The organism is Paraperlucidibaca wandonensis (assembly GCF_042677145.1).
In the GTDB taxonomy this organism is placed as follows: Bacteria; Pseudomonadota; Gammaproteobacteria; order Pseudomonadales; family Moraxellaceae; genus Perlucidibaca; species Perlucidibaca wandonensis.
Genome location: NZ_JBHTIT010000001.1, coordinates 1,577,139 through 1,597,305, shown reverse-complemented (window position 1 = coordinate 1,597,305; position 20,167 = coordinate 1,577,139). Strand labels below are relative to the sequence as shown.

The 20,167-nt window shown below is 53.8% G+C and carries 16 protein-coding genes and 2 pseudogenes; 14 read left to right on the top strand and 4 right to left on the bottom strand.

From position 1 onward, the window contains the following. The first annotated feature begins 158 nt into the window (after positions 1-158). The 3 genes from ACFQ0F_RS07525 to ACFQ0F_RS07515 all read left to right on the top strand — a co-directional run bounded on the left by ACFQ0F_RS07525 (position 159) and on the right by ACFQ0F_RS07515 (position 2,968). Positions 159-1,130 carry an alpha/beta hydrolase gene (locus ACFQ0F_RS07525; protein WP_379070738.1) on the top strand — a complete coding sequence of 324 codons (972 nt, stop codon included), beginning with the start codon at positions 159-161 and terminating at the stop codon, positions 1,128-1,130. 74 nt (positions 1,131-1,204) lie between these two features. Continuing rightward, positions 1,205-1,996, top strand: coding sequence for a TrmH family RNA methyltransferase (locus ACFQ0F_RS07520; RefSeq protein ID WP_340675539.1), 792 nt, complete (start codon positions 1,205-1,207; stop codon positions 1,994-1,996). Between the two features lie 3 nt (positions 1,997-1,999). Further along, positions 2,000-2,968 carry a calcium/sodium antiporter gene (locus ACFQ0F_RS07515; RefSeq protein ID WP_340675540.1) on the top strand — a complete coding sequence of 323 codons (969 nt, stop codon included), beginning with the start codon at positions 2,000-2,002 and terminating at the stop codon, positions 2,966-2,968. Positions 2,969-3,110: 142 nt separating this feature from the next. Here ACFQ0F_RS07515 and miaB read toward each other — a convergent pair. Then, positions 3,111-4,436: pseudogene (miaB, locus tag ACFQ0F_RS07510) on the bottom strand (tRNA (N6-isopentenyl adenosine(37)-C2)-methylthiotransferase MiaB); the annotation flags it as partial. An 89-nt stretch (positions 4,437-4,525) separates the two neighbouring features. On the opposite strand from miaB, the gene ACFQ0F_RS07505 reads away from it, so the two are divergent. Genes ACFQ0F_RS07505 through ACFQ0F_RS07490 form a run of 4 tightly spaced genes read left to right on the top strand, consistent with a single transcriptional unit; the run spans position 4,526 to position 8,599 of the window. After that, positions 4,526-6,469, top strand: coding sequence for a lytic transglycosylase domain-containing protein (locus tag ACFQ0F_RS07505; protein ID WP_379070734.1), 1,944 nt, complete (start codon positions 4,526-4,528; stop codon positions 6,467-6,469). A 3-nt stretch (positions 6,470-6,472) separates the two neighbouring features. Further along, entirely contained in the window at positions 6,473-7,072 is a 600-nt protein-coding gene (locus ACFQ0F_RS07500) for an SCO family protein (RefSeq protein WP_340675542.1), read from the top strand. Further along, positions 7,069-7,557, top strand: coding sequence for a copper chaperone PCu(A)C (locus ACFQ0F_RS07495; protein ID WP_340675543.1), 489 nt, complete (start codon positions 7,069-7,071; stop codon positions 7,555-7,557). Before ACFQ0F_RS07500 ends, ACFQ0F_RS07495 begins: the two co-directional genes overlap by 4 nt. After that, the gene (locus ACFQ0F_RS07490) at positions 7,547-8,599 is read left to right on the top strand and encodes an MBL fold metallo-hydrolase (RefSeq protein ID WP_379070730.1); all 1,053 of its coding nucleotides are present in this window, start codon (positions 7,547-7,549) and stop codon (positions 8,597-8,599) included. The genes ACFQ0F_RS07495 and ACFQ0F_RS07490 overlap by 11 nt, the downstream gene beginning before the upstream one ends. Here ACFQ0F_RS07490 and ACFQ0F_RS07485 read toward each other — a convergent pair. From ACFQ0F_RS07485 to ACFQ0F_RS07475, 3 genes are read right to left on the bottom strand one after another with little or no spacing between them, the layout of a single operon-like run. Beyond that, complete coding sequence (locus ACFQ0F_RS07485) at positions 8,596-9,627, bottom strand: M14 family zinc carboxypeptidase (protein WP_379070727.1); 1,032 nt, start codon at positions 9,625-9,627, stop codon at positions 8,596-8,598. The two genes, ACFQ0F_RS07490 and ACFQ0F_RS07485, sit on opposite strands and share 4 nt — an antisense overlap. Continuing rightward, complete coding sequence (gene corA, locus ACFQ0F_RS07480; protein WP_379070725.1) at positions 9,624-10,601, bottom strand: magnesium/cobalt transporter CorA; 978 nt, start codon at positions 10,599-10,601, stop codon at positions 9,624-9,626. Before corA ends, ACFQ0F_RS07485 begins: the two co-directional genes overlap by 4 nt. A gap of 38 nt (positions 10,602-10,639) precedes the next feature. Next, entirely contained in the window at positions 10,640-11,356 is a 717-nt protein-coding gene (locus tag ACFQ0F_RS07475) for a double zinc ribbon domain-containing protein (protein ID WP_379070722.1), read from the bottom strand. Between the two features lie 48 nt (positions 11,357-11,404). On the opposite strand from ACFQ0F_RS07475, the pseudogene bioB reads away from it, so the two are divergent. The 7 genes and pseudogenes from bioB to ACFQ0F_RS07440 form a co-directional block, all read left to right on the top strand. After that, positions 11,405-12,397, top strand: a pseudogene (bioB, locus tag ACFQ0F_RS07470) (biotin synthase BioB); the annotation flags it as partial. A gap of 140 nt (positions 12,398-12,537) precedes the next feature. Further along, positions 12,538-13,743, top strand: a complete 1,206-nt coding sequence (locus ACFQ0F_RS07465) for an aminotransferase class I/II-fold pyridoxal phosphate-dependent enzyme (RefSeq protein ID WP_379070720.1) — start codon at positions 12,538-12,540, stop codon at positions 13,741-13,743. Positions 13,744-13,750: 7 nt separating this feature from the next. Further along, positions 13,751-14,560, top strand: coding sequence for a pimeloyl-ACP methyl ester esterase BioH (bioH, locus tag ACFQ0F_RS07460; RefSeq protein WP_379070717.1), 810 nt, complete (start codon positions 13,751-13,753; stop codon positions 14,558-14,560). A gap of 56 nt (positions 14,561-14,616) precedes the next feature. After that, complete coding sequence (locus tag ACFQ0F_RS07455) at positions 14,617-15,408, top strand: methyltransferase domain-containing protein (protein WP_379070714.1); 792 nt, start codon at positions 14,617-14,619, stop codon at positions 15,406-15,408. A 55-nt stretch (positions 15,409-15,463) separates the two neighbouring features. After that, the gene (bioD, locus tag ACFQ0F_RS07450; protein ID WP_379070711.1) at positions 15,464-16,165 is read left to right on the top strand and encodes a dethiobiotin synthase; all 702 of its coding nucleotides are present in this window, start codon (positions 15,464-15,466) and stop codon (positions 16,163-16,165) included. A gap of 258 nt (positions 16,166-16,423) precedes the next feature. Continuing rightward, a complete protein-coding gene (locus ACFQ0F_RS07445) occupies positions 16,424-18,211 on the top strand; it encodes an acyl-CoA dehydrogenase C-terminal domain-containing protein (protein ID WP_379070708.1) in 1,788 nt (595 codons plus the stop codon). Positions 18,212-18,315: 104 nt separating this feature from the next. After that, on the top strand, positions 18,316-20,094 hold the full coding sequence (locus tag ACFQ0F_RS07440) for an acyl-CoA dehydrogenase C-terminal domain-containing protein (protein ID WP_379070705.1): 1,779 nt from the start codon (positions 18,316-18,318) through the stop codon (positions 20,092-20,094). The last annotated feature ends 73 nt before the right edge of the window (positions 20,095-20,167 follow it).

Sequence of the window (20,167 nt, the reverse complement as noted above, 5' to 3'; positions counted from 1 at the left end):
TGAAGCGCATGCATTGTCCTACTACAAATCTCCACAACTTCACTAGGGAAATTCATTGGCGACCAGACATACGTCTGATATGTTCGATGCTTAGGTGCGCAAAAGTTAAGTAATTCACTGCTCCGTCGATAACAATAAATAAAGACAGAAGGCCTGCCATGACAACATCAGATCCGCACCACCCTTATCCGCATGCCAGTAAGCAGGCGCATGCTGTTGGTTGGCTTATGTCGGCCACAGTGCGCCCAATTGCTAGCACGTTGGTACGCTCACCTGAGGGCCTGATTGCACTGAGAAATGGCTTTCGCGCGCTTAGTGTTGTCTTGGAGCGCACGCCGAAAACGGTGCGTGTGACAAAGATGCAGAAAGATGATGTTCGTGGTGAATGGGTGGTAGCGCCGAAAGCGCATAATGTCCCGCGCGTGGTGCTGTACTTGCACGGTGGCGGCTATTTTTTTGGCTCAGGCTCGCTGCATAGACAAATCACTTGGCGGCTCTCGCAAGCCTTGTCGCGGCCAGTTTTTGCTATCGACTACCGACTTGCTCCACGCCATAGCTTCGAAGATTGGCGCGATGACGCCGTTGCTTCCTATAAGTATTTGCTAAGCCAGGGCTATAAAGGTTCGGATATCACGGTGGCAGGCGACTCTGCTGGTGGCCACTTAACCTTGGTGCTGCTGCAAACTTTACGCGATCGTGGCATTAGCTTGCCGAGAGCGGCAATTTGTATCTCGCCATGGACGGATCTGAGCGCTGACTCGCTAGCGTTAACCGCACATCCACGCCGAGATCCGTACATTCCCAATGCCGCTTTGGGCTATATCTGCCGCTTTCTGACACGTAATCGCAGCCCCTTCGATGCCCTAGTGTCGCCGGTGCATGGCAATTTCCGTGGCTTGCCACCGCTATACATTATGGTCGGCTCGACTGAAATTTTACGTGATGATGCGCGCCGAACTGTCGAACATGCGCGTGCAGCTGGCGTAAAAGTTGTCTATGAAGAATGGCATCGCATGCCGCATGTGTTTCCATTTATGGCTGCAGTATTGCCAGAAGGACGCTTGGCATTCCGTCATATGCGTGAATTTTTAGCCCGAATTGAAACGCCGGCATTGTCGTTAGTTGCCTAGGACGGTTAGCATGCAAGGCCGTGGCGACAGCTTTGTTGCTACGGTCTTGGTAACTACTCAGGTCATCCCACGTCATGTCATCTTCTGCTGAAATCACCAAAGCTGAGCACAAACGCGTTCGCGCATTGCAACAAAAAGCCGGACGCCGCGAGCAGTCGGCATTTCTGGTTGAAGGCGCGAAAAGTGTTCACGAACTTCTAGCCTCAGACTGGCCCGTTGTCGCAGTCTACGCCAGCCACGAGCAAGCTGCTGAATTTCGCGATGCTACTAGTCGTCGTGGCCTACGCCTAATCGAAATCAGCGCCAGCTTATTAAGCAGTTTGGGCAATTACACCAATAACGAATCAGCCTTGGCGATTGCCGGTCAGCGCGCTTGGCGCGCTATGCCTCTGCGCGAAGGCCAACTCACGCTTGCGCTAGATGATCTACGCGACCCCGGTAATCTCGGCACTATTTTGCGCCTTGCCGACTGGTATGGCGTGAGTCAGATCGTCGCCTCGCAAACCACCACTGAATTATTTAACCCGAAAGTCATTGCCGCCAGCATGGGCTCGTTTTTGCGTGTGCCATTTCATGTCGTGGATCTACCCGAATGGTTAGCTGCCGCGCGCGCGCAGGCCGTTGTTTGTGGCGCGGTGATGGATGGCGAAAGCACGCACGCATTACGCGGCCCACTATTTTCTGCGCAGCAGCCGGGCGTACTCGTCATCGGTAACGAATCCAAAGGCATCAGTGCAGCGATTGCCTCGCAGCTTAGTGAGCGTGTGAGTATTCCGTGCTTTGGCGGTGCCGAATCGCTCAATGCTGGTGTGGCAACAGGTATTTTATTGGACCAATGGCGCCGTGATGCGCAGATCAGGAGTTAAGCCATGATTATCGCTTTACTGCTTGTCGCTGCGGGCATCACTCTGTTGGTTGTGGGTGGTGAAGTCATGCTGCGTGGCGCTGTGCGCTTGGCCACACTGTGGCGCTTATCGCCTGCGGTAATTGGCCTGACGGTAGTCGCAGCGGGCACCTCGATACCTGAGCTTGCCGTGAGCGGTGCAGCGGCCATGCAAGGCAGCACAGACATTGCAATGGCCAATGTGGTTGGCTCTAATATTTTCAATATCGCCTTTATTCTCGGCCTGTGCGCGATCATTCGACCGTTTGCCGTCGAGGGCAATACGCTAAGGCTCGAATATCCGGTGCTTTTATTGATGACATTGTTTGGCCTTGTCATCGCCCAAGACTTAATGATTAGCCGGCTCGATGCGCTCCTTTGTATCGCCTTTTATGTCGGCTTTACCGCCTATGTTGTGCGGCTGGTGCGCGGCCAAGCGACGGCTAATGAGCTCGAACAATTCGACGCAGAAACGCAGGCGCTATTGGTTATGGAGACGCCGCCAACGCTGCTGCCTAGTCTCGGCCTAGTTGCCGGTGGCACAGTGCTATTGGCGTTTGGTGCGCAGCTTACGGTTCAAGGCGCATCGGATTTAGCGCGGCTCTGGGGTTGGTCGGAGCGGGTGATAGGGCTAACCATTGTCTCGATGGGCACGGGCTTGCCGGAAGTAGTGGCCTCGCTAGTATCAAGTTTGCGCGGCCGCAGTGATATGGCCATTGGCAACGTTATTGGCTCAAACTTATTCAATATTTTGATGGTCGTAGGCATCACCGCGAGCATCGCGCCATTGCCCGTGTCTGCTGCGCTAGTAAGCAACGACATGCTCTGGATGCTGGGTATTACGCTGCTGCTTTTCCCGTTGCTCTGGACTGGATGGCGGGTCAATCGTGTCGAAGGTGCTCTGTTGCTGGCGGTATATGGCCTGTATTTGGCGCTTTTACTGCAGCAAGCTTAAGCTTTAAGCGCCCGAGCTGTTAGACATCGGGCGCTTAAAGCTAGAGAGCTGTTTACACCGCCGCATGCCATAGCGGAATACGACCGGGGATGGGCATGACACCGATGCTCGCTTCCTCGTCAGACTCGACCCATAGTGCTGCTTCAGCGCGCAGGGCATTAATCGATTCAATGCCACTGATTTTTAGCGTGGCAAAACGACCAATTAAGCTGGCGTCGCCGGGGAAATGAATCCAACGTGTATTCTCGGCAATGCCCACCAAATAGCCCGGATAACGCTTCGATTCGCGATCAATTAGCACGCGTTGTTCGGTGTCCATCATGGCATCGGTTTTGCGGCCGGTGTTTCTGGCGATCATGGTTTGCAGGCGTTGTAAACGCTGCTTTTTTTCAACGTGCGAGACACTATCAGGCAACTCAGCTGCTGGTGTGCCGGGGCGTTTTGAGTAAATGAAACTATAGGAATGATCGTAGTCGACAAACTCGATTAGCTTCAGCGTGTCTTCAAAGTCTTCCTCAGTTTCATTAGGGAAACCAATGATGAAATCCGAGGCGATTTCGATGCCTGGCTTCGCTGCTTTTAAGCGCGTGATGGTGTCTTTATAAGTGTCGATTTCATGGTTGCGCTTCATCGCTGCCAAAATGCGGTTGGAGCCACTTTGTACCGGCAAATGCACATGCGCGGCTAACTCAGGCACATCGGCATGCGCTTGAATTAAGGCGTCGTTGAATTCGAGTGGATGCGAGGTGGTGTAGCGAATGCGGCCAATGCCGGGGATCGCCGCAACCGCGCGCAAGAGCTCAGCAAAGCCACAAATATGGCCGTCGTGATGCTCGCCATAATAGCCATTCACATTTTGCCCAAGCAGCGTGACTTCGCGCACGCCTTGGCGCGCAATATGGGCAACTTCGGCGATGACATCATCGAATGGGCGTGAGACTTCTTCGCCGCGAGTGTAGGGCACTACACAGAAGCTGCAGTATTTCGAACAACCTTCCATGATCGAGACAAAGGCTTTATGGCCTTCGATGCGAGGCTCAGGCAGGAAGTCGAATTTCTCATTTTCAGGGAAACGCACATCGACCTGGGCAATGCGCTCGCGGTCGGCGGGTTGCACCGATAAATCATTGAGCATTTGCGGCAGGCGGTGCAATGTTTGCGGGCCAAATACCATATCGACATAGGGCGCGCGCTGCAAAATGCCTTCGCCTTCTTGTGAGGCAACACAGCCACCAACACCGATAATCACTTCAGGACGGGCGAGTTTTAAACGCTGCCATCGGCCGAGCTGAGAGAACACTTTCTCTTGCGCCTTTTCGCGAATCGAGCAGGTGTTGAGCAAGAGCACGTCAGCCTCTTCCGCCACGTTGGTGCGAACGAGTTGATGAGAGTCGCTGAGCAAGTCGAGCATCCGTGAGGAGTCGTACTCGTTCATTTGGCAACCTTGTGTTTCGATGTATAGCTTGCGAGCCATGAGCGCGTTAATCCGTCCTATTAAACGCGCGCATTATACAGCTATGCTGCGCGCTAGCGCGAAATGGCTTTAAAGGAGCAAAAATGCCGGCGTTCATACGTATTTTAGCAGTAGCTGCTATTGCTTGGATTAGCCCTGTAATGGCCGCCGACAGTGACTATTTGGCCGCTCGTGATGCTTTTCGAACTGGTAATCATGATGCGCTAGCAAAAGCTCAGCGCCAGCTCAGTGACTCACCTTTACAAGTTTATGCCGAGTTTTGGCAGCTTTGGCGGCGATTAAAGTTGCCAGATGCCACCGCTGATGTAGATGCTTTTCTCGCGAAAGAGAAGGGCAGCTATTTAGCCGAAAAGCTACGCATGGAATGGCTAGAGCAGTTGGCCAAGCGCAGCGACTGGACCAGCTTTCAGCGCCAGTACCCGCTACTTATCGATACGCCTAGCATCACCCTGCAGTGCTACAACTGGCAGGCGATGATGGCGGCTAAGCCCGATATCAAACTGCCCGATGCCGTAACGCCGCTGTGGTACACGGCAAAAGATCTGCCCTCGGAATGTTTGCCAGTGCAAGCGCAGCTTCAGCGCACAGGTCTAATTGACGATGAGGCAAAATGGACGCGCTTTCGTCTTGCCATGGAGGCCAATGCGCAAGGCCTGGCACGCTATTTAGCGCAAAGCCTAAATCTCACGCTAAACGCCGCCACACAGCAGCAGGTGCGTGATCAGCCAGAAGTATTTTTGGCGCGCTTTAATCCTAAGCAGCGCCTCGATCGCGAATTGGCCGTTTGGGCGTATGGCCGATGGGCGCGCACGAATTTGCCGGCAGCGCTGACGCATTTAGAGGTCGAAGGTGATGAGCTAGCAGAGCAATCGGCATTGGCATGGCGCCAGCTCGCGATGACCGGTGCGCGTCAGTTCAATGCCGATAGCGAGATTTGGTTTGCGCGCAGTGAATCGGCGCCGTGGTCGGATTTACAACGTGAGGCTAGGTTGCGTCTGCTGGTTCGACTGGGCCAATGGCCGGCGTATTTAAAAGGCTATGCAACTATGCCTGCGAGCATTCGCCAGGAGCGTGCGTGGCGCTTTTGGGCAGCGCGTGCCAATAGTGCGATGAGCTCCGATACAGGCCAAACAAAGTCGCAGCGTAAGCTTTATGGCAATAGCGCGCAGACGTTGTTTGCCGGCTTGAGTAATGACGATGATTATTATGGTTTGCTGGCGCGCGAGCGCTTAGGTCAGGCCATGGGCCCAGTGCCAGAGAAAATAAACATTAATGATGCCGACCGTGCTCGCCTAGCCAAGCACGCGGGCTTTCAGCGAGCCTTTGCGCTTTATGGTTTGGGCCTGCGCTGGGAGTCAGCGAGCGAGTTTAACTGGTCGGTGCGCGGCAGTGATGATCGCTTGCTGCTAACTGCGGCGAATCAGGCTAATGCTATGGGCTGGTATGACCGCGCCATTTATGCCGCTGAGCGCACGCAGGCCGATCATGCCCTGCATTACCGTTTTATCGCGCCTTACCGCGACATCACTCAAGCCTATGCTAAAGACATGGCGCTTGATGAAGCTTGGGTTTATGGCTTGATGCGTCAAGAAAGCCGCTTTGCACCGAAAGCTACCTCTGGTGCAGGGGCTAGTGGCTTGATGCAGCTCATGCCGGGTACCGCGCAATGGGTGGCGAAACAACTGGGCATTCCTTATAGCGCAAGCATGACCAATGATGCTGGGCAAAACGTGCAGCTAGGCACCTACTATTTGCGTCATGTCGAAGACACTTTGGGGCATCCCGTGTTGGCAACTGCAGGCTATAACGCAGGCCCACGCCGAGCCTTGGAGTGGCAGCCTGATACCGCGATGGATGCGACTCAATACATCGAAAGCATTCCGTTTCCTGAGACGCGTGACTACGTGAAAAAAGTCATGGCGAATGCGGTGAGTTATGCTCGGCTTTTTGGTCGCGGCGAAACCAAGTTGAGCACGCGTTTAGGGACGATTCCTGCACGCCAAATGACACCGATACAAGGGCCTTAAAAGATGAGTAAATCGCCACGTAAAAAACTCCGCATCGCCATTGTTGCTGCACTGGTTATCAGTGTTGGTTTAGCGGCGTGGGCTTGGCTTCAACGCCCCGTGTATTCGGGTTTGCCAGTATTAAAGCTGGGTGGCGAATTTAGTTTAGATAATGCCAATGGCCAGCCCTTTGCGTTGCAAGACAGCTCAGGCCAGGTTCGCTTACTGAGCTTTGGCTACACGCATTGCCCCGATATTTGTCCAATGACATTGGCGCGTTATCGAGCTGTGCTAGACGCTTTAGGCGATGATGGCGCTAAGCTGCAGACGATTATGATTAGCATCGACCCTGCACGCGATACGCCAGAAATTTTGCACAAATACGTGAGCTATTTTAGCCCGCAGATTGTTGGCTTAACGGGCACACCTGAGGCCATTGCTGTGGTGGCGAAGCAGTATGGTGCATATGTTTCGGTCAACGGCGATGACGTTAGTCATTCAGATTACTTATATTTGATCGATCGTGATGGCCGGGTGCGGCGTTTGTATGATCAACAAGCTGGCGTTGACGCTATCGTGAAAGAGGCGAAAGTCTTGATGCAGGAACCTCGGGAGGGTGTATGAAAGGCTGTTTGCTGGCGGGCGCTTTGCTACTAATGAGCGGTGCGGTATGGGCTGAGGCGAGTGCAGTGCCAGCCAAATCGCTTACGTCTGCTAAGCCGCAGATTATTGCGCGTGATGCCTGGGTGCGTGAAGTGCCTCCGGTATCGCCGGCCGCTGCGCTGTTTGTCACTTTGCATAATGCAGGCGCTAAGGCAGTAGCCATTACAAAGATGAGCAGCCCTGTGGCAGAGCGCGTGGAGTGGCACGACATGATCATGGCGGATGGCCATATGCGTATGTCGCAGCGCCATGTCATCGAGCTGCCAGTGGGAGATACGGCTCTTGCACCCGGTGCTAGCCATTTGATGCTGCTGAACTTGCGCCAACCATTGCGAGTGGGTGACTCAGTGCCTGTGCGTTTGAGTTTAGCGAATGGTGAGGTGCTAGCACTGAATGCTACGGTGCGCGCGACACAGCCTAATAAGCAGGCTCCGCATGAGCACTGAGGACGTAAATTCGTTGCGCTACTCTGCTGAAGCCACGTTGGCGCGCTTTAAGGCCAAACTCGGCTTTCTCTCGAAGCCAAAAATTTCTCTGGCACCAAATGCACATTGGAATGGCGAGACTTTTCGCAACCATGGCAAGTACATCAAGCATGATGCTTGGGCGGCCTTACGCTGGCTGCGAACTCGCCAACCTGAGCAATGGCCGCAATGGGTAGACTCCGAGCCAACGGCAAAGCCGACGACTTGCCATAGCGAGCAAATCGCCGATTGGCGCGTGACTTACGTCAATCACGCCACCGTGCTGGTGCAAATTGGGCCATGGAACTTACTTACTGATCCTGTTTGGTCGGACCGCGTTAGTCCTGTCACCTTTGCTGGTCCCAAGCGCGTGCGCAGTGTTGGTATCGCACTCGATGACCTCCCGCCAATTCACGCTGTATTACTAAGCCATGACCACTATGATCATCTCGATATTCGCACCTTGATGTGGCTGCATGAGCGCGATAAACCGATGATCGTCACGGGCCTAGGCGTTGATGCAGTGCTTAAAGCGCATGGCATCGATACCGTGGTGGCATTGGATTGGTGGCAGTCAGTAACGCTTGGGCCATTGGAGCTGTTTTTCTTGCCTGCGCAGCACTTCTCAGGCCGTGGGGCGCGTGATCGTAATCGCACTTTATGGGGTAGCTTGCTGGTGCGCAGCTCGGCGGGCTCGCTATATTTTGCCGGCGACACAGGCTATGGCCCGCACTTTCAATCGATCTATGAGCACTTTGGCGCACCTAGATTGGCGCTATTGCCTATCGGCGCGTATGAACCTCGTTGGTTTATGGGGCCGGTACATATGGACCCCGCCGATGCCGTGCGCGCGCATCAAGATTTACAGGCGATATATTCACTGGGTATTCATTTCAATACCTTTCAGCTCACCGATGAGGCGATTGATGCACCTGTCATTGCGCTAAAGACTGAGCTAGCGAAGCAGGGCGTTAACACTGCTTATTTTGGCGTGCTGAGTGAAGGTGAAAGCCGGTCGGCTTAAGTCGACTTTCGATACCAAAGGTCAAGCGCGGCATCGTGTAGGGCGCCGCGTTGAGCGTTGTTTGGTAGCCAAGCTTGGTGCGACAAACTGGCCTGCTGCATGAAGTCAAACCAGGTTAGATGGCGCCGTAGTACGCGAGTATGTCGATGCGGTAGCAGTGGGTTGAATAGCCCTAATGGATTGAATAATTGCCTTGGATTTTTCTTCATCCACATCCATGAGCCCATTTCGAGCGTAAAGGGTAGGAAGGTGTGTGTGGGCTGGCATTCGCGCAGCTCATCATATAAGTAGTCCCAGACATCCCCATGCGTGGTGTAGCTCAACGACTGCGGTTCAATGGCATAAAAGTCGTGGTGCGGATAAGTTCGCTGAAACAGCTCATTCAGCGCATAGGCCTCGGCAAGCTGAGGAAAGGGTTGATGGCTGCGTGCGTAAGGAAACCAGAGTCTGTCTTGAAAGCCAAAGCCGGAATGGCAGTCGACAGCCATGGAAAACGGATGGCTGTGCAAGCGCTCGCGAACGACACGAAATAGTGCCTCTGCCTCTGGCGCTAATGCCTCGTTGGCATGACCGCGAAACCAGGGCAGGCGAGAGCTTAGGCGTTGGCCGCCGAGTGGCCAAGGTACGCGGTGCTCAGCATCGATAGGCGCATGGCGCATCAGATCAATGCCATCGGGGTTGGCTCGTGTGCCACGTAAGAATCCGCCGGGATTGACGATGGGCACAAAAACTAGCCGTACCTTTTCCAGCAGGCTGTGCAAGCTGCTATCCCAGCTGAGGCGTTGAACTAAGTTATTGAGGTAGGCAATCAACACTTGGCTGCCGATACGCTCGACGCCATGCACTCCGCCGAAATAGCCAATCGCCGGCGCATCGAGTCGGCGTGTACCAAGGCTTAAGCACCACAGTGGCAGGGTTTGGCCATCACACTGAATGTGGGTGACGATTTCAGGGCAAAGTTTAGAGCCAGCTTGCTCAATTAAGCGCTCTAGTGCCAACAACTCAGGGCTGCCGGCAAGATGTTTCACAGCCAGTTACGACGTTTGAAATAGAGGAATGGTGCTACTGCTGACAGCACCATTAGGCCGATAGCGAAGGGGTAGCCAATAGTCCAGTCGAGCTCAGGCATGATGCGAAAGTTCATGCCGTAGACGCTGGCGATCATGGTTGGCGGTAAAAATACCACCGAGGCCACAGAGAAAATCTTGATGATTTTGTTCTGATTAACGTTAATAAAGCCGAGGGTGGTGTCGAGCAAGAACTTAATCTTATCGAACAAAAATGAGGTGTGCGCGATCAGTGACTCAGAGTCACGGATGATGTCGCGAAGGCGCTCGCTGAGCTCAGTGTTGAGCATGCCTGAGCGCAATAGCAGATAGAGCATGCGCTGCAAATCGACCATGGAAATACGCACTTTACCGATGATGTCTTCCTGCTGACCAATCTCGGTCAATAGCGATTCCATGTCATCGGTTTCGGCATTACCCAATACTTGCGCGCTGGTGACTTCTAAATCGGCGGCAATGCGCTCGATCATGTCGGCGAGGTTTTCCACCTTGGTTTCAAATAGGCCAATTAAAATCGATTTTGGATTGTTGACGTTAACCAAGCCTTTGCGGGCACGAAGGCGAAACAGACGAAATGCCGCAAGCTCCTCTTCGCGAAGCGTAAATAATCGGTCGCCATTGAAAACGAAAGCAGCAGAAATATTGGTTGATGACTGATCGGCATAGTTCAGAAAGTATGAGCTGATGTGCAGGCCATCGTCGTTTTCATAGAAGCGTGAAGTCGCCTCAATTTCGTATAGGTCGTCGATGCTTGGCAGCTCTTGCTGATAGGCGGTGCGTACCCATTCGCGCTCTTCTTCGGTGGGGTTGATCAGGTCAATCCACAAAATATCTGAGATGAGGTCTTCTGCCGCATTAATGGCGACTGGTTCGAGCAAACCCTTATTCAGGGTAAAGGCCATCAGCATGCGTGGCATCTCCCAAGTTTCCCGCATTCTAGCAACGCATGCGGCTTGGCAGCTAGCACTAAGCGTCATCGCGCCAAGGTTCTGGCAATAACTAAGATATCAACTTGGCGCGCACCAGCGGCAAGTAGGCACTGACTGATGGCTTCGGCTGTGGCGCCGGTGGTCAAGACATCGTCAACTAGAAGTACGTGCTGTTGCTCAAGCGCTGGGCCGTGCCAGACAAAGGCTCCGGTCAGGTTGCTGCGCCGCTCGTCTGCGTGCAGGGTCTTTTGCATGCGAGTGTCGCGGACGCGTAAAAGCTGATGTGCGCTGACTGGTCGCTTTAGGCGCTGGGCCATGACTCGTGCCAGTAGCAGCGTTTGGTTATAGCCGCGCTGCTGTAGTCGTTTGGCATGGATGGGCACAGGGATGATGAGATCTGGCAGGTCATCGCTATCGATACGATCCGCTAAGCGCTGACCAAAGTAATCAGCAAGTACTAAGCGGCCATGATATTTCAGTGCCGAGATTAGTCGATCAATAGGAAAGCTAAAGTTAAATAATGCATAAGCTCGTTGCCAAGATGGCGGCTCATCAAGGCAGTCTTGGCAGCGCTCGGCATCAACGCTAAGTGGTCGGGCGCAGCGAGCGCAGGCACTCATTAGCCAAGGTAAGTCGGCAGAGCAATCGGCACAAATGCAGTGGCGAATACCACGGTCATGGCAGAGCGCGCAGCGATTGGCGCGCAGTACGTCAACTAATTTGCTTGAGATAAGTTGACGATGACTGTTCAGTCTAGTCACAATAGCGGCCATTATCGTTTTAGCGCCAACATTCTCACCGAGGTTCATATGCAATCCTTCGCAGCCAATAATTCAACTTCTCATCAGCAAGCTATTAGCGACTCTGTGCAAAACAGCGTTCGTCATAACTGGACTCGGCCAGAAGTTGCTGCGCTATTCGACCTGCCATTTAATGATTTGCTGTTTCGTGCACAGACCGTGCACCGTGAAAACTTCGACGCCAATGCCGTGCAAGTCAGCACGTTGCTGTCGATTAAAACCGGCGCCTGCCCCGAAGACTGCAAGTACTGCTCGCAGTCCGGTCACTACGACACCGGCCTCGATAAAGAAAAGCTGCTCGCTATAGAAAAGGTAGTCGAAGAAGCGACAAATGCTAGGGAGAAAGGTGCCTCGCGTTTTTGCATGGGTGCTGCATGGCGCAGTCCACGTGAAAAAGACATGCCTTATGTGATTGAAATGGTGAAGCGTGTGAAGGCGCTAGGTTTGGAAACCTGCATGACGCTGGGCATGCTCGACTCAAATCAAGCCTCGGAGTTGGCGACGGCGGGCTTGGATTATTACAACCATAACCTCGACACCAGCCCTGAGCATTACGCGCAAATCATTACTACTCGTAGCTACCAAGATCGTCTCGATACGCTGTCGCATGTGCGTGATGCTGGCATGAAAGTTTGCGCTGGCGGTATTGTTGGCCTTGGCGAGCGCCGCGAAGATCGCATTGGTTTATTGACGCAATTGGCCACGCTGCCGGCGCATCCTGAGTCAGTGCCGATTAACCAACTGGTGAAAATTCCGGGCACGCCCTTGGGCAATGTTGAAGATCTAGATCCGTTTGAGTTTGTGCGTACCATCGCAGTTGCGCGCATTCTGATGCCGAAAAGCATGGTGCGTTTATCTGCTGGTCGTGAAGAAATGCCTGAGTCGCAACAGGCGCTATGCTTCTTGGCTGGCGCGAATTCGATTTTTTACGGCGATAAATTGCTGACTACGGCCAACCCTGAGGCTGAGTCTGACTTGATGCTGTTTAAGCGTCTGGGATTGAAGCCGATGGTGGAGTCGGATATTGCACTCGATAAAAGCGCTAGCGATACGGCCAGTACTGAGTTGGCCCGTGTGCCCGCACAGCACGCCGCTGCTAAACCGCTTTGGCACGACGCAATGGCAGTGAGCGTCTAAGCGCAATGACCTCATCGCTGCCGGATAATTGGCAGAGTTGGCTCGTCAATACGCTAGCAGCGCGCGATCGTGATGGCTTGCGTAGAGCGCCGGCCAGCATCGATTCGATGCAAGCCACACGCGTGCAGCGCGATGGCCAGTGGCTCGCTAATTTCTGTAGCAATGACTACTTAGGTCTCGCCGCCGAACCAGCCTTGCAAGATGCTTTGATCGACGCCGTGCGCCGCGTTGGCGTTGGTGCCGGTTCGGCCAGCCTAGTCTGTGGGCATCATCGCGAGCACGCCGCGCTCAGCGAAGAGCTGGCGGATTGGCTCGGCGTGGAAGCAGTGCTGCTGTTTGGCAACGGCTATTTAGCCAATCTGGGTGTGCTCACCGGCTTGGCGGGTCGAGGCGATGCCATCGTGCAAGATCGCCTAAACCATGCCTCATTGATTGATGGCGCGATGGCATCAGGCGCTAAGCATTTGCGCTACGCTCACGCCGATGCCAGCGCAGCAGAGCAGCGTTTTGCGAGCCTGCCCGAGAGTATTTCCAAGCGGGTATTAGTCAGCGACGGCGTGTTCAGCATGGATGGTGATATCGCACCTGTGGCCGATTTAGTCGTGGTGGCTAAGCGTCAACAAGCCTTATTTATCCTTGATGAAGCCCATGCTTTTGGCGTCATCGGCAGCGAGGGCCGCGGCAGTGTCAGTCATGCCACGCTAGCAAATGACGCCGTGCCTTTGCGCATTGGCACGCTAGGTAAAGCCTTTGGTGTCTATGGTGCTTTCGCTGCCGGTCCACGCGTATTAATCGATGCTCTACAGCAGTTGGCTAGGCCAGCGATTTACACTACGGCGCTACCGCCAGCTTTGGCTGCGGTGACTCGAGTGGCGTTAAAGCATGTGCGCAATGATCAGTGGCGACGCGACCAATTGCAGGCAAATATTGCGCAGTTCCGTACCGGCGCATTGGCGCAAGGTTGGCGGCTTATGTCCAGCGAAACGGCCATCCAGCCGATACTAATTGGCGACACCGCCAGTGCTAACGCACTCAGTGCTGAGTTGCTCGCCCGCGGCTTTTGGGTCAGCAGTATACGGCCGCCGACTGTGCCGGTGGGCAGTGCGCGTTTGCGCGTGACGCTGAGTAGTGCGCACAGCAGCGAGGCCATCGCCGGCTTGCTTAATGCACTGGCGGAGTTGACGCCACGCTTTCTCTCAAACCAAAACTGAGTTTCATATGACCGCGTTAATGCTCTACCACGACAGCTATGACAGCACCGGCCCACTCGGCAGCGCCGCGCCAGACTTGGTCTTGTTGCATGGCTGGGGTCTACACACGATAGTCTGGGATCCGGTGGTGCCGTTTTTGCTCGAGCGCTTTCGTGTCACGGTGATTGATCTGCCCGGCATGGGTCGTAGCCCATTGCCCAATGCAACGCTAACGCAAGATTCAGTGCTTGCTCAGCTGGCAGCGGTCGCGCCAGAAAAAGCACTGTGGCTGGGCTGGTCGCTGGGCGGTGAGCTGGCCTTGGCATTTGCCGCCAAATATCCTGAGCGAGTAACAGGGCTGATGCTCATTGCCAGTAACCCATGCTTTGTGAAAGCTGACGACTGGCCACATGCCATGCCGCCTGAAACCTTTGCCGCCTTCGCTAACTTTTTTGATGAAGACCCCGAAGCCACACTGATTCGCTTTTTATCACTGCAATGTATGGGTTCGGCGCGTGCCAAAAACGACATCCGCTTCCTGCAAGAAATCATGTATTTCCATGGCTTGCCAGCGCCACGAGCGCTTCGCGAAGGCCTGCAGTTATTGCACGACATGGATTTGCGCGAGGCATTTAGCCAGTTAAAAATGCCGGTGTCGGTGCTGCTTGGTCGTCATGATCAGCTGGTGCCGGCATTAGTCTCCGATGACTTGAGCGCGCTACGACCTGGCCTGCCTTTACGCATACTGGAGGGTAGTGGTCATGTGCCATTTTTGGCCCAGCCCGAGGCGTTTGAGCAAGCTGTGAACGAGCTATTGGCCGAGATGGGTATTGCCTAGTGAGCTGCCTCACCATGGAGCCTAGAAGTACTCAGCGAGCCTTAAGTGGCCAGCCATTGAGCAGTTGGCAGAGCACAGTCACTCGGCATTTTCAGCGCGCAGCGACTACCTACGCCAATGTCTCTGAGCTTCAGCAGGCATCCATGAACGACCTGCTGGCTGAGTGCCGCGCGCAAGGATTAGTTTTGGAGCTAGGCGCTGGACAGTGCCATCTCGCCTCAGCCATTGCTGCTCGCCTAGAAGTGTCATCATTAGTAGCGTTAGACATCAGCGAGGCCATGCTGCGCACTGCGCCGCCGCAAGCCAAGGTATCGCGCGTGGTGGCTTCAGCATTAGCCATCCCGTTGATAGATCACAGCGTTGACGCCATCGTCAGTCATTTTGCGCTGCATTGGTGTTTAGCGCCGGCTGCCGTTGCTGCCGAGATGCATCGTGTCATTCGTCGCGATGGTCATGTGCAATTAGCTATTCCGCTGGCGGGCAGTCTTGCCCCGTTGCATGGCGAGCAGGGCGATGGTGCATTATTGCTACCACTGAACGAATGGCAGCAGGCCTTTGCCTCTCGAGCAGATTCAGCCTCGCCTATACCAAGCTCAGCTTGGGCCTGCGAGCACGACGCAGTAAAAACCTATACACGCCACTTTCATACAGCCTCAAAATGGCTCAGCTATTTGCGTGCCATGGGCGTCACCGCCAAGCCAAAAAGCCAGCAGTCGCAAAGTCCGCAATCGGGGCTGGCGGGAAAGCAGGGCTATCAATATTTAATCAAGCGTCTTGAGCAAGCAGCTGAACCAGCCGGTATACCCTTCACCTTTAAGGTTTGGCACGCACAATTTCGAGCGCTCTAATCGGCCTACTTTGGCTTGCTGCATGTTGAAAACCGAAAGTAATCAGGAGTAAGGCATGGCGGCATTTTTCATCACTGGCACAGACACCGACATCGGTAAAACTTATGTCGCGGTCGCGATGCTTAATGCCGCAAATCAAGCTGGCTTTAGCACGCTCGGCCTCAAGCCCGTGGCCGCCGGTTGTGAAGCCACGGTCGATGGCCTACGCAATAGCGATGCCCTAGCCTTGCAGGCAGCGAGCAGCATCAAGCTCAGCTATGAAGAGGTCAATCCGATTGCATTGCCGGTAGCCTGCGCACCGCACTTGGCCGCTGCTGAGGCTGGTCGGCGCTTAAGCATCAGTCAGCTTTCGGGCTTTTGCCGTGGCAGCCTAAGTCATCGTGCCGATCTTGCTTTAATAGAAGGTGCTGGCGGTTGGCGCGTGCCTATTAATGACCGCGAGATGCTCAGTGGCTTGCCGAGGGCCTTAGGCGTGCCAGTAATTTTGGTCGTCGGCATGCGCTTAGGTGCGCTCAACGCCGCATTTTTATCTGCCGAGGCGATTTTGAAGGATGGCCTGCGCTTGGTTGGATGGGTCGCCAATGTTATTGAGCCCGATATGCTCAAGCTCGATGACAATATCGAAACCCTCAAGCGCTGGCTGCCTGCGCCATGTTTGGGCGTTTTACCTTGGGCGCCAGAGAGCGATGCGAAAACGGCCGCTAGCCATCTAGACTTGACATCTCTAAGCCTTAAAGCACGACCGAGCAGTCAGTAATAGACGAAATGACCAGCCTTTGTCCTAGCGAAAGTAGGACAATGAAGTGAATACACTGAGTTTGTCGTTAATACAGTGAATTACAGAAAGCGTGAATGGTCGGTCACATATCGCACTGTGTGATTGACGGAATCTTTACTACACTGTGTAGACCTCAGGCCAGAGCTGCTTGTGTTTTAAGCGTATTTTTTGCTCTATAGCCTGTTAAATAAAACCCTATGCTGTGCTTCTTGCACCGCACACACAAAGGAATAACTCATGGCTTTTCAATACAAAGCGCCACAACGCGACATGCAGTTTGTAATGCACGATGTGCTGGGCTTAGAAAGCCTCTACGCCAGCCTGCCAAAATTTAGCGAAACCAACCGCGAGCTAATCGATAGCATCGTGGAAGCCGGCGCCCAGTTCTGCGAAGGCGAGTTAGCGCCAATCAATCGCTCCGGCGACGAAGAAGGCTGTCATTTCGACAATGGCGTGGTGACCACACCTAAAGGCTTTAAAGAAGCTTATGCCAAATACGTTGAGCTTGGCTTCGGCTCGTTGTCAGCCGAAGAGGGTCATGGTGGCCAAGGCTTGCCACCGACCATCGGTATCGCTATGAGCGAAATGATGGGCACGGCAAACTGGTCATTTGGTATGTACCCGGGCTTATCGCACGGCGCTATCAACACAGTCGAAGCACACGGCACGCCGGAGCAAAAAGAAACTTATTTGACTAAGCTGGTATCAGGCGAGTGGACTGGCACCATGTGCTTGACTGAATCGCACGCCGGCTCTGACTTAGGTCTGATTCGCACCAAAGCTGAACCTAATGCCGATGGCAGCTATAATGTTACTGGCACGAAGATTTTCATCTCTGCCGGCGAGCATGATCTTGCAGAAAACATTATTCACATTACGCTCGCCCGCCTGCCCGATGCACCAAAAGGCACTAAAGGTATTTCGCTGTTCATCGTGCCTAAGTTCATGCCCGATGGCACTCGCAATACTGTGGCTTGTGGCTCAATCGAACACAAAATGGGTATCAAGGCCTCCGCTACTTGCGTGATGAACTTTGATGGCGCTAAAGGCTTCCTAATTGGCCCACCCAATCGTGGCTTGAACTGCATGTTCACTTTCATGAACGTTGCCCGCATCGGTACCGCCGTGCAAGGCTTGGCTGCTGCCGAAGGTTCATTCCAAGGTGCTTTGGAATATGCTCGCGACCGTACCGCCATGCGTGCGTTAACTGGCCCAGCTGCTCCAGAGCAAGAAGCCGATCCAATTATCGTGCATCCTGCAGTGCGCCAAATGTTGCTGACGCAAAAAGCCTTTGCTGAAGGTGGTCGTTTGCTTTGCTACTGGCTATCGACTCAGACCGACTTACTCAACGGCTCAGATGACGCAGACGCGAAAAAACAAGCCGATGACTTGATGTCATTCCTAACACCAATCGCAAAAGCATTCTTAACTGAAACGGGTTACGAAGCAGCTAACCACGGTGTTCAAGTCTACGGTGGCCATGGTTTCGTGCGCGAATGGGGTATGGAGCAAATCGTTCGCGATACGCGTATTGCTTTGCTCTATGAAGGCACCACACAAATCCAAGCGCTCGACCTGCTTGGCCGTAAAGTGTTGCAGTCACAAGGCGCTATGCTGCGTAACTTCACTAAAATCGTGCACAAGTTCTGCGAAGCCAACAATGACAACGCTGAGATGGCACAGTTCATTGAGCCGCTAGTTGCTGTGAACAAAGAGTGGGGCGATCTGACCATGAAGATCGGCATGAAGGCCATGCAAAACCCGAACGAAGCCGGTGCTGCTGCGGTCGACTACATGATGTTCTCGGGCTATGCCACCTTGGCTTACTTGTGGGCATGGATGGCGCAAGTCGCACAGTCAAAACTGGCTGCAGGCGACGGCGATGCCGCGTTCTATCAAGCGAAAATCAAAACCGCACAGTTCTACTTCCAAAAACTGTTGCCACGCACCAAGTCACATGCCGCCATTATCGAAACTGGTGGTGATGTACTAATGCAAATGGACTCGGAAGCGTTCGCGTTCTAAAGTTGCACACATGCTGTAAGTGAACGAGGGCCCGCAGATGCGGGCTTTCGTCTTTATATTGCTGCCTCCTTGGGCGGCGTCGATATGATTGAAGGAAGGCCACCATGCCCGTATTTAAAGCTCCGCTGCGTGATATGCGATTTATCCTCGATGATGTTTTTCAAGCCACCGACCTCTGGGCGCGCTTACCGGCCCTCGCTGATGTCGTTGATCGCGACACTGTCGATGCCATTCTCGAAGAGGCAGGTAAATTTAACGAACAGGTGGTGTTTCCACTGAACCGTAGCGGCGATGAAGAGGGTGCTGTATTTAGCAATGGCAAAGTGACGACGCCGGCCGGCTTCAAAGAAGCCTTCACGCAATACGGCGATGGCGGCTGGATTGGTCTTGGCGCTGACCCACGTTGGGGTGGTCAGGGCATGCCAAAAATGGTCACAGTGATGACTGAAGAGATTATTTTCGGCGCTAACCCATCGTTTGCGCTGTATCCATTACTGGGTATTGGCGCAGCATTGGCGATGTCGCAACACGCCAGCGATGAGCTTAATGAGCGTTATTTGCCAAAGATTTACACCGGCGAATGGGCAGGCACCATGTGCCTCACCGAACCACATGCGGGCACTGACTTAGGTATCATTAAAACAAAAGCGGTACCGCAGGCTGATGGCTCATACGACATCACTGGCACAAAGATTTTCATCACCGGCGGCGAGCATGACCTGAGCAGCAATATCATCCATTTGGTATTGGCTAAACTGCCTGATGCACCCGCTGGCTCAAAAGGTATTTCGCTATTCGTGGTGCCGAAATTTTTGGTCAATAAGGACGGCAGTGTTGGTGCTCGCAATCCCGTGTCGGCAGGCAGCATCGAACACAAAATGGGCATCAAAGCCTCGGCTACTTGCGTGATGAACTTCGACGCTGCCAAAGGCTGGCTGGTCGGTGAGCTGAACCAAGGCTTGGCCGCGATGTTTGTGATGATGAACTACGAGCGCTTATCGATGGGCCTGCAAGGCATTGGTGCCTCTGAAGTGGCCTATCAAAACGCCGCTGCTTACGCTAAAGATCGCCTGCAAGGCCGCTCGGCTAAAGGTGCAACTCAGCCCGAAAAGCCAGCCGATAGCATTTTGGTGCATCCCGATGTGCGCCGTATGCTGCTTAAAGTGCGTGCGCATAATGAGGCTGGCCGTTGCTTTGCCATGTATGTCTCGAAGTATCTCGATCTCGCCAAATACAGCGATGATACTGAAGAGCGTGCGCAGGCCGCTGATCGCGTTGCCCTAATGACGCCGGTGGCAAAAGCCTTCCTCACCGACAAAGCCTTTGAAGCTTGTGTCGATGCTCAGCAAGTCTTTGGCGGCCACGGTTATGTGCGCGAATGGGGTATGGAGCAGCTGGTTCGCGACACTCGTATTGCGCAAATTTATGAAGGTACCAATGGCGTTCAGGCCATGGATTTGGTCGGTCGTAAATTAGTGAAAAACCGTGGTGCGTTTGTCCATGGCTATCTGACCGAAGTACGTGAACTTATTGCCCAAGTGCAGGGCGACACAGGCTTGAGCGCTATGGCGCAAGCGACTGCCGATGCCGCCGATGCAATTGCTCAGGCAACGGATGATCTGATTGCCGCTAGTGCGCAAAACGCAGATGAAGTTAATGCTGCGGCCGTAGACTTCCTGCACGCCTTTGGCCTGCTTTGCTATGCGCATATGTGGCTGATGATGCTGCAGGCATCGCAAGGTAAGACCGATGACTTCTACGCCGATAAACGCCGTGTTGGTGCATTTTTCTATAGCCGAATGTTACCGGAGCTAGAGATGCGCTTGGCCCTAGTGCGAGGCGGAGCCGCACCACTAATGGCATTGAGTGCTGAGAGCTTCTGAATAATGGCTACTTTTTAGTCACTATTCAGTAACTTAACTACTGTAATTGCCACTGGAAACTGAGCTCTCGGTG

Bases quoted from the DNA above. Each gene is read 5' to 3' on its own strand.
- ACFQ0F_RS07525 (WP_379070738.1), top strand. From the start codon at position 159: ATGACAACATCAGATCCGCACCACCCTTATCCGCATGCCAGTAAGCAG.
- ACFQ0F_RS07520 (WP_340675539.1), top strand. From the start codon at position 1,205: ATGTCATCTTCTGCTGAAATCACCAAAGCTGAGCACAAACGCGTTCGC.
- ACFQ0F_RS07515 (WP_340675540.1), top strand. From the start codon at position 2,000: ATGATTATCGCTTTACTGCTTGTCGCTGCGGGCATCACTCTGTTGGTT.
- ACFQ0F_RS07505 (WP_379070734.1), top strand. From the start codon at position 4,526: ATGCCGGCGTTCATACGTATTTTAGCAGTAGCTGCTATTGCTTGGATT.
- ACFQ0F_RS07500 (WP_340675542.1), top strand. From the start codon at position 6,473: ATGAGTAAATCGCCACGTAAAAAACTCCGCATCGCCATTGTTGCTGCA.
- ACFQ0F_RS07495 (WP_340675543.1), top strand. From the start codon at position 7,069: ATGAAAGGCTGTTTGCTGGCGGGCGCTTTGCTACTAATGAGCGGTGCG.
- ACFQ0F_RS07490 (WP_379070730.1), top strand. From the start codon at position 7,547: ATGAGCACTGAGGACGTAAATTCGTTGCGCTACTCTGCTGAAGCCACG.
- corA (WP_379070725.1), bottom strand. From the start codon at position 10,601: ATGCGGGAAACTTGGGAGATGCCACGCATGCTGATGGCCTTTACCCTG.
- ACFQ0F_RS07465 (WP_379070720.1), top strand. From the start codon at position 12,538: ATGACCTCATCGCTGCCGGATAATTGGCAGAGTTGGCTCGTCAATACG.
- bioH (WP_379070717.1), top strand. From the start codon at position 13,751: ATGACCGCGTTAATGCTCTACCACGACAGCTATGACAGCACCGGCCCA.
- bioD (WP_379070711.1), top strand. From the start codon at position 15,464: ATGGCGGCATTTTTCATCACTGGCACAGACACCGACATCGGTAAAACT.
- ACFQ0F_RS07445 (WP_379070708.1), top strand. From the start codon at position 16,424: ATGGCTTTTCAATACAAAGCGCCACAACGCGACATGCAGTTTGTAATG.
- ACFQ0F_RS07440 (WP_379070705.1), top strand. From the start codon at position 18,316: ATGCCCGTATTTAAAGCTCCGCTGCGTGATATGCGATTTATCCTCGAT.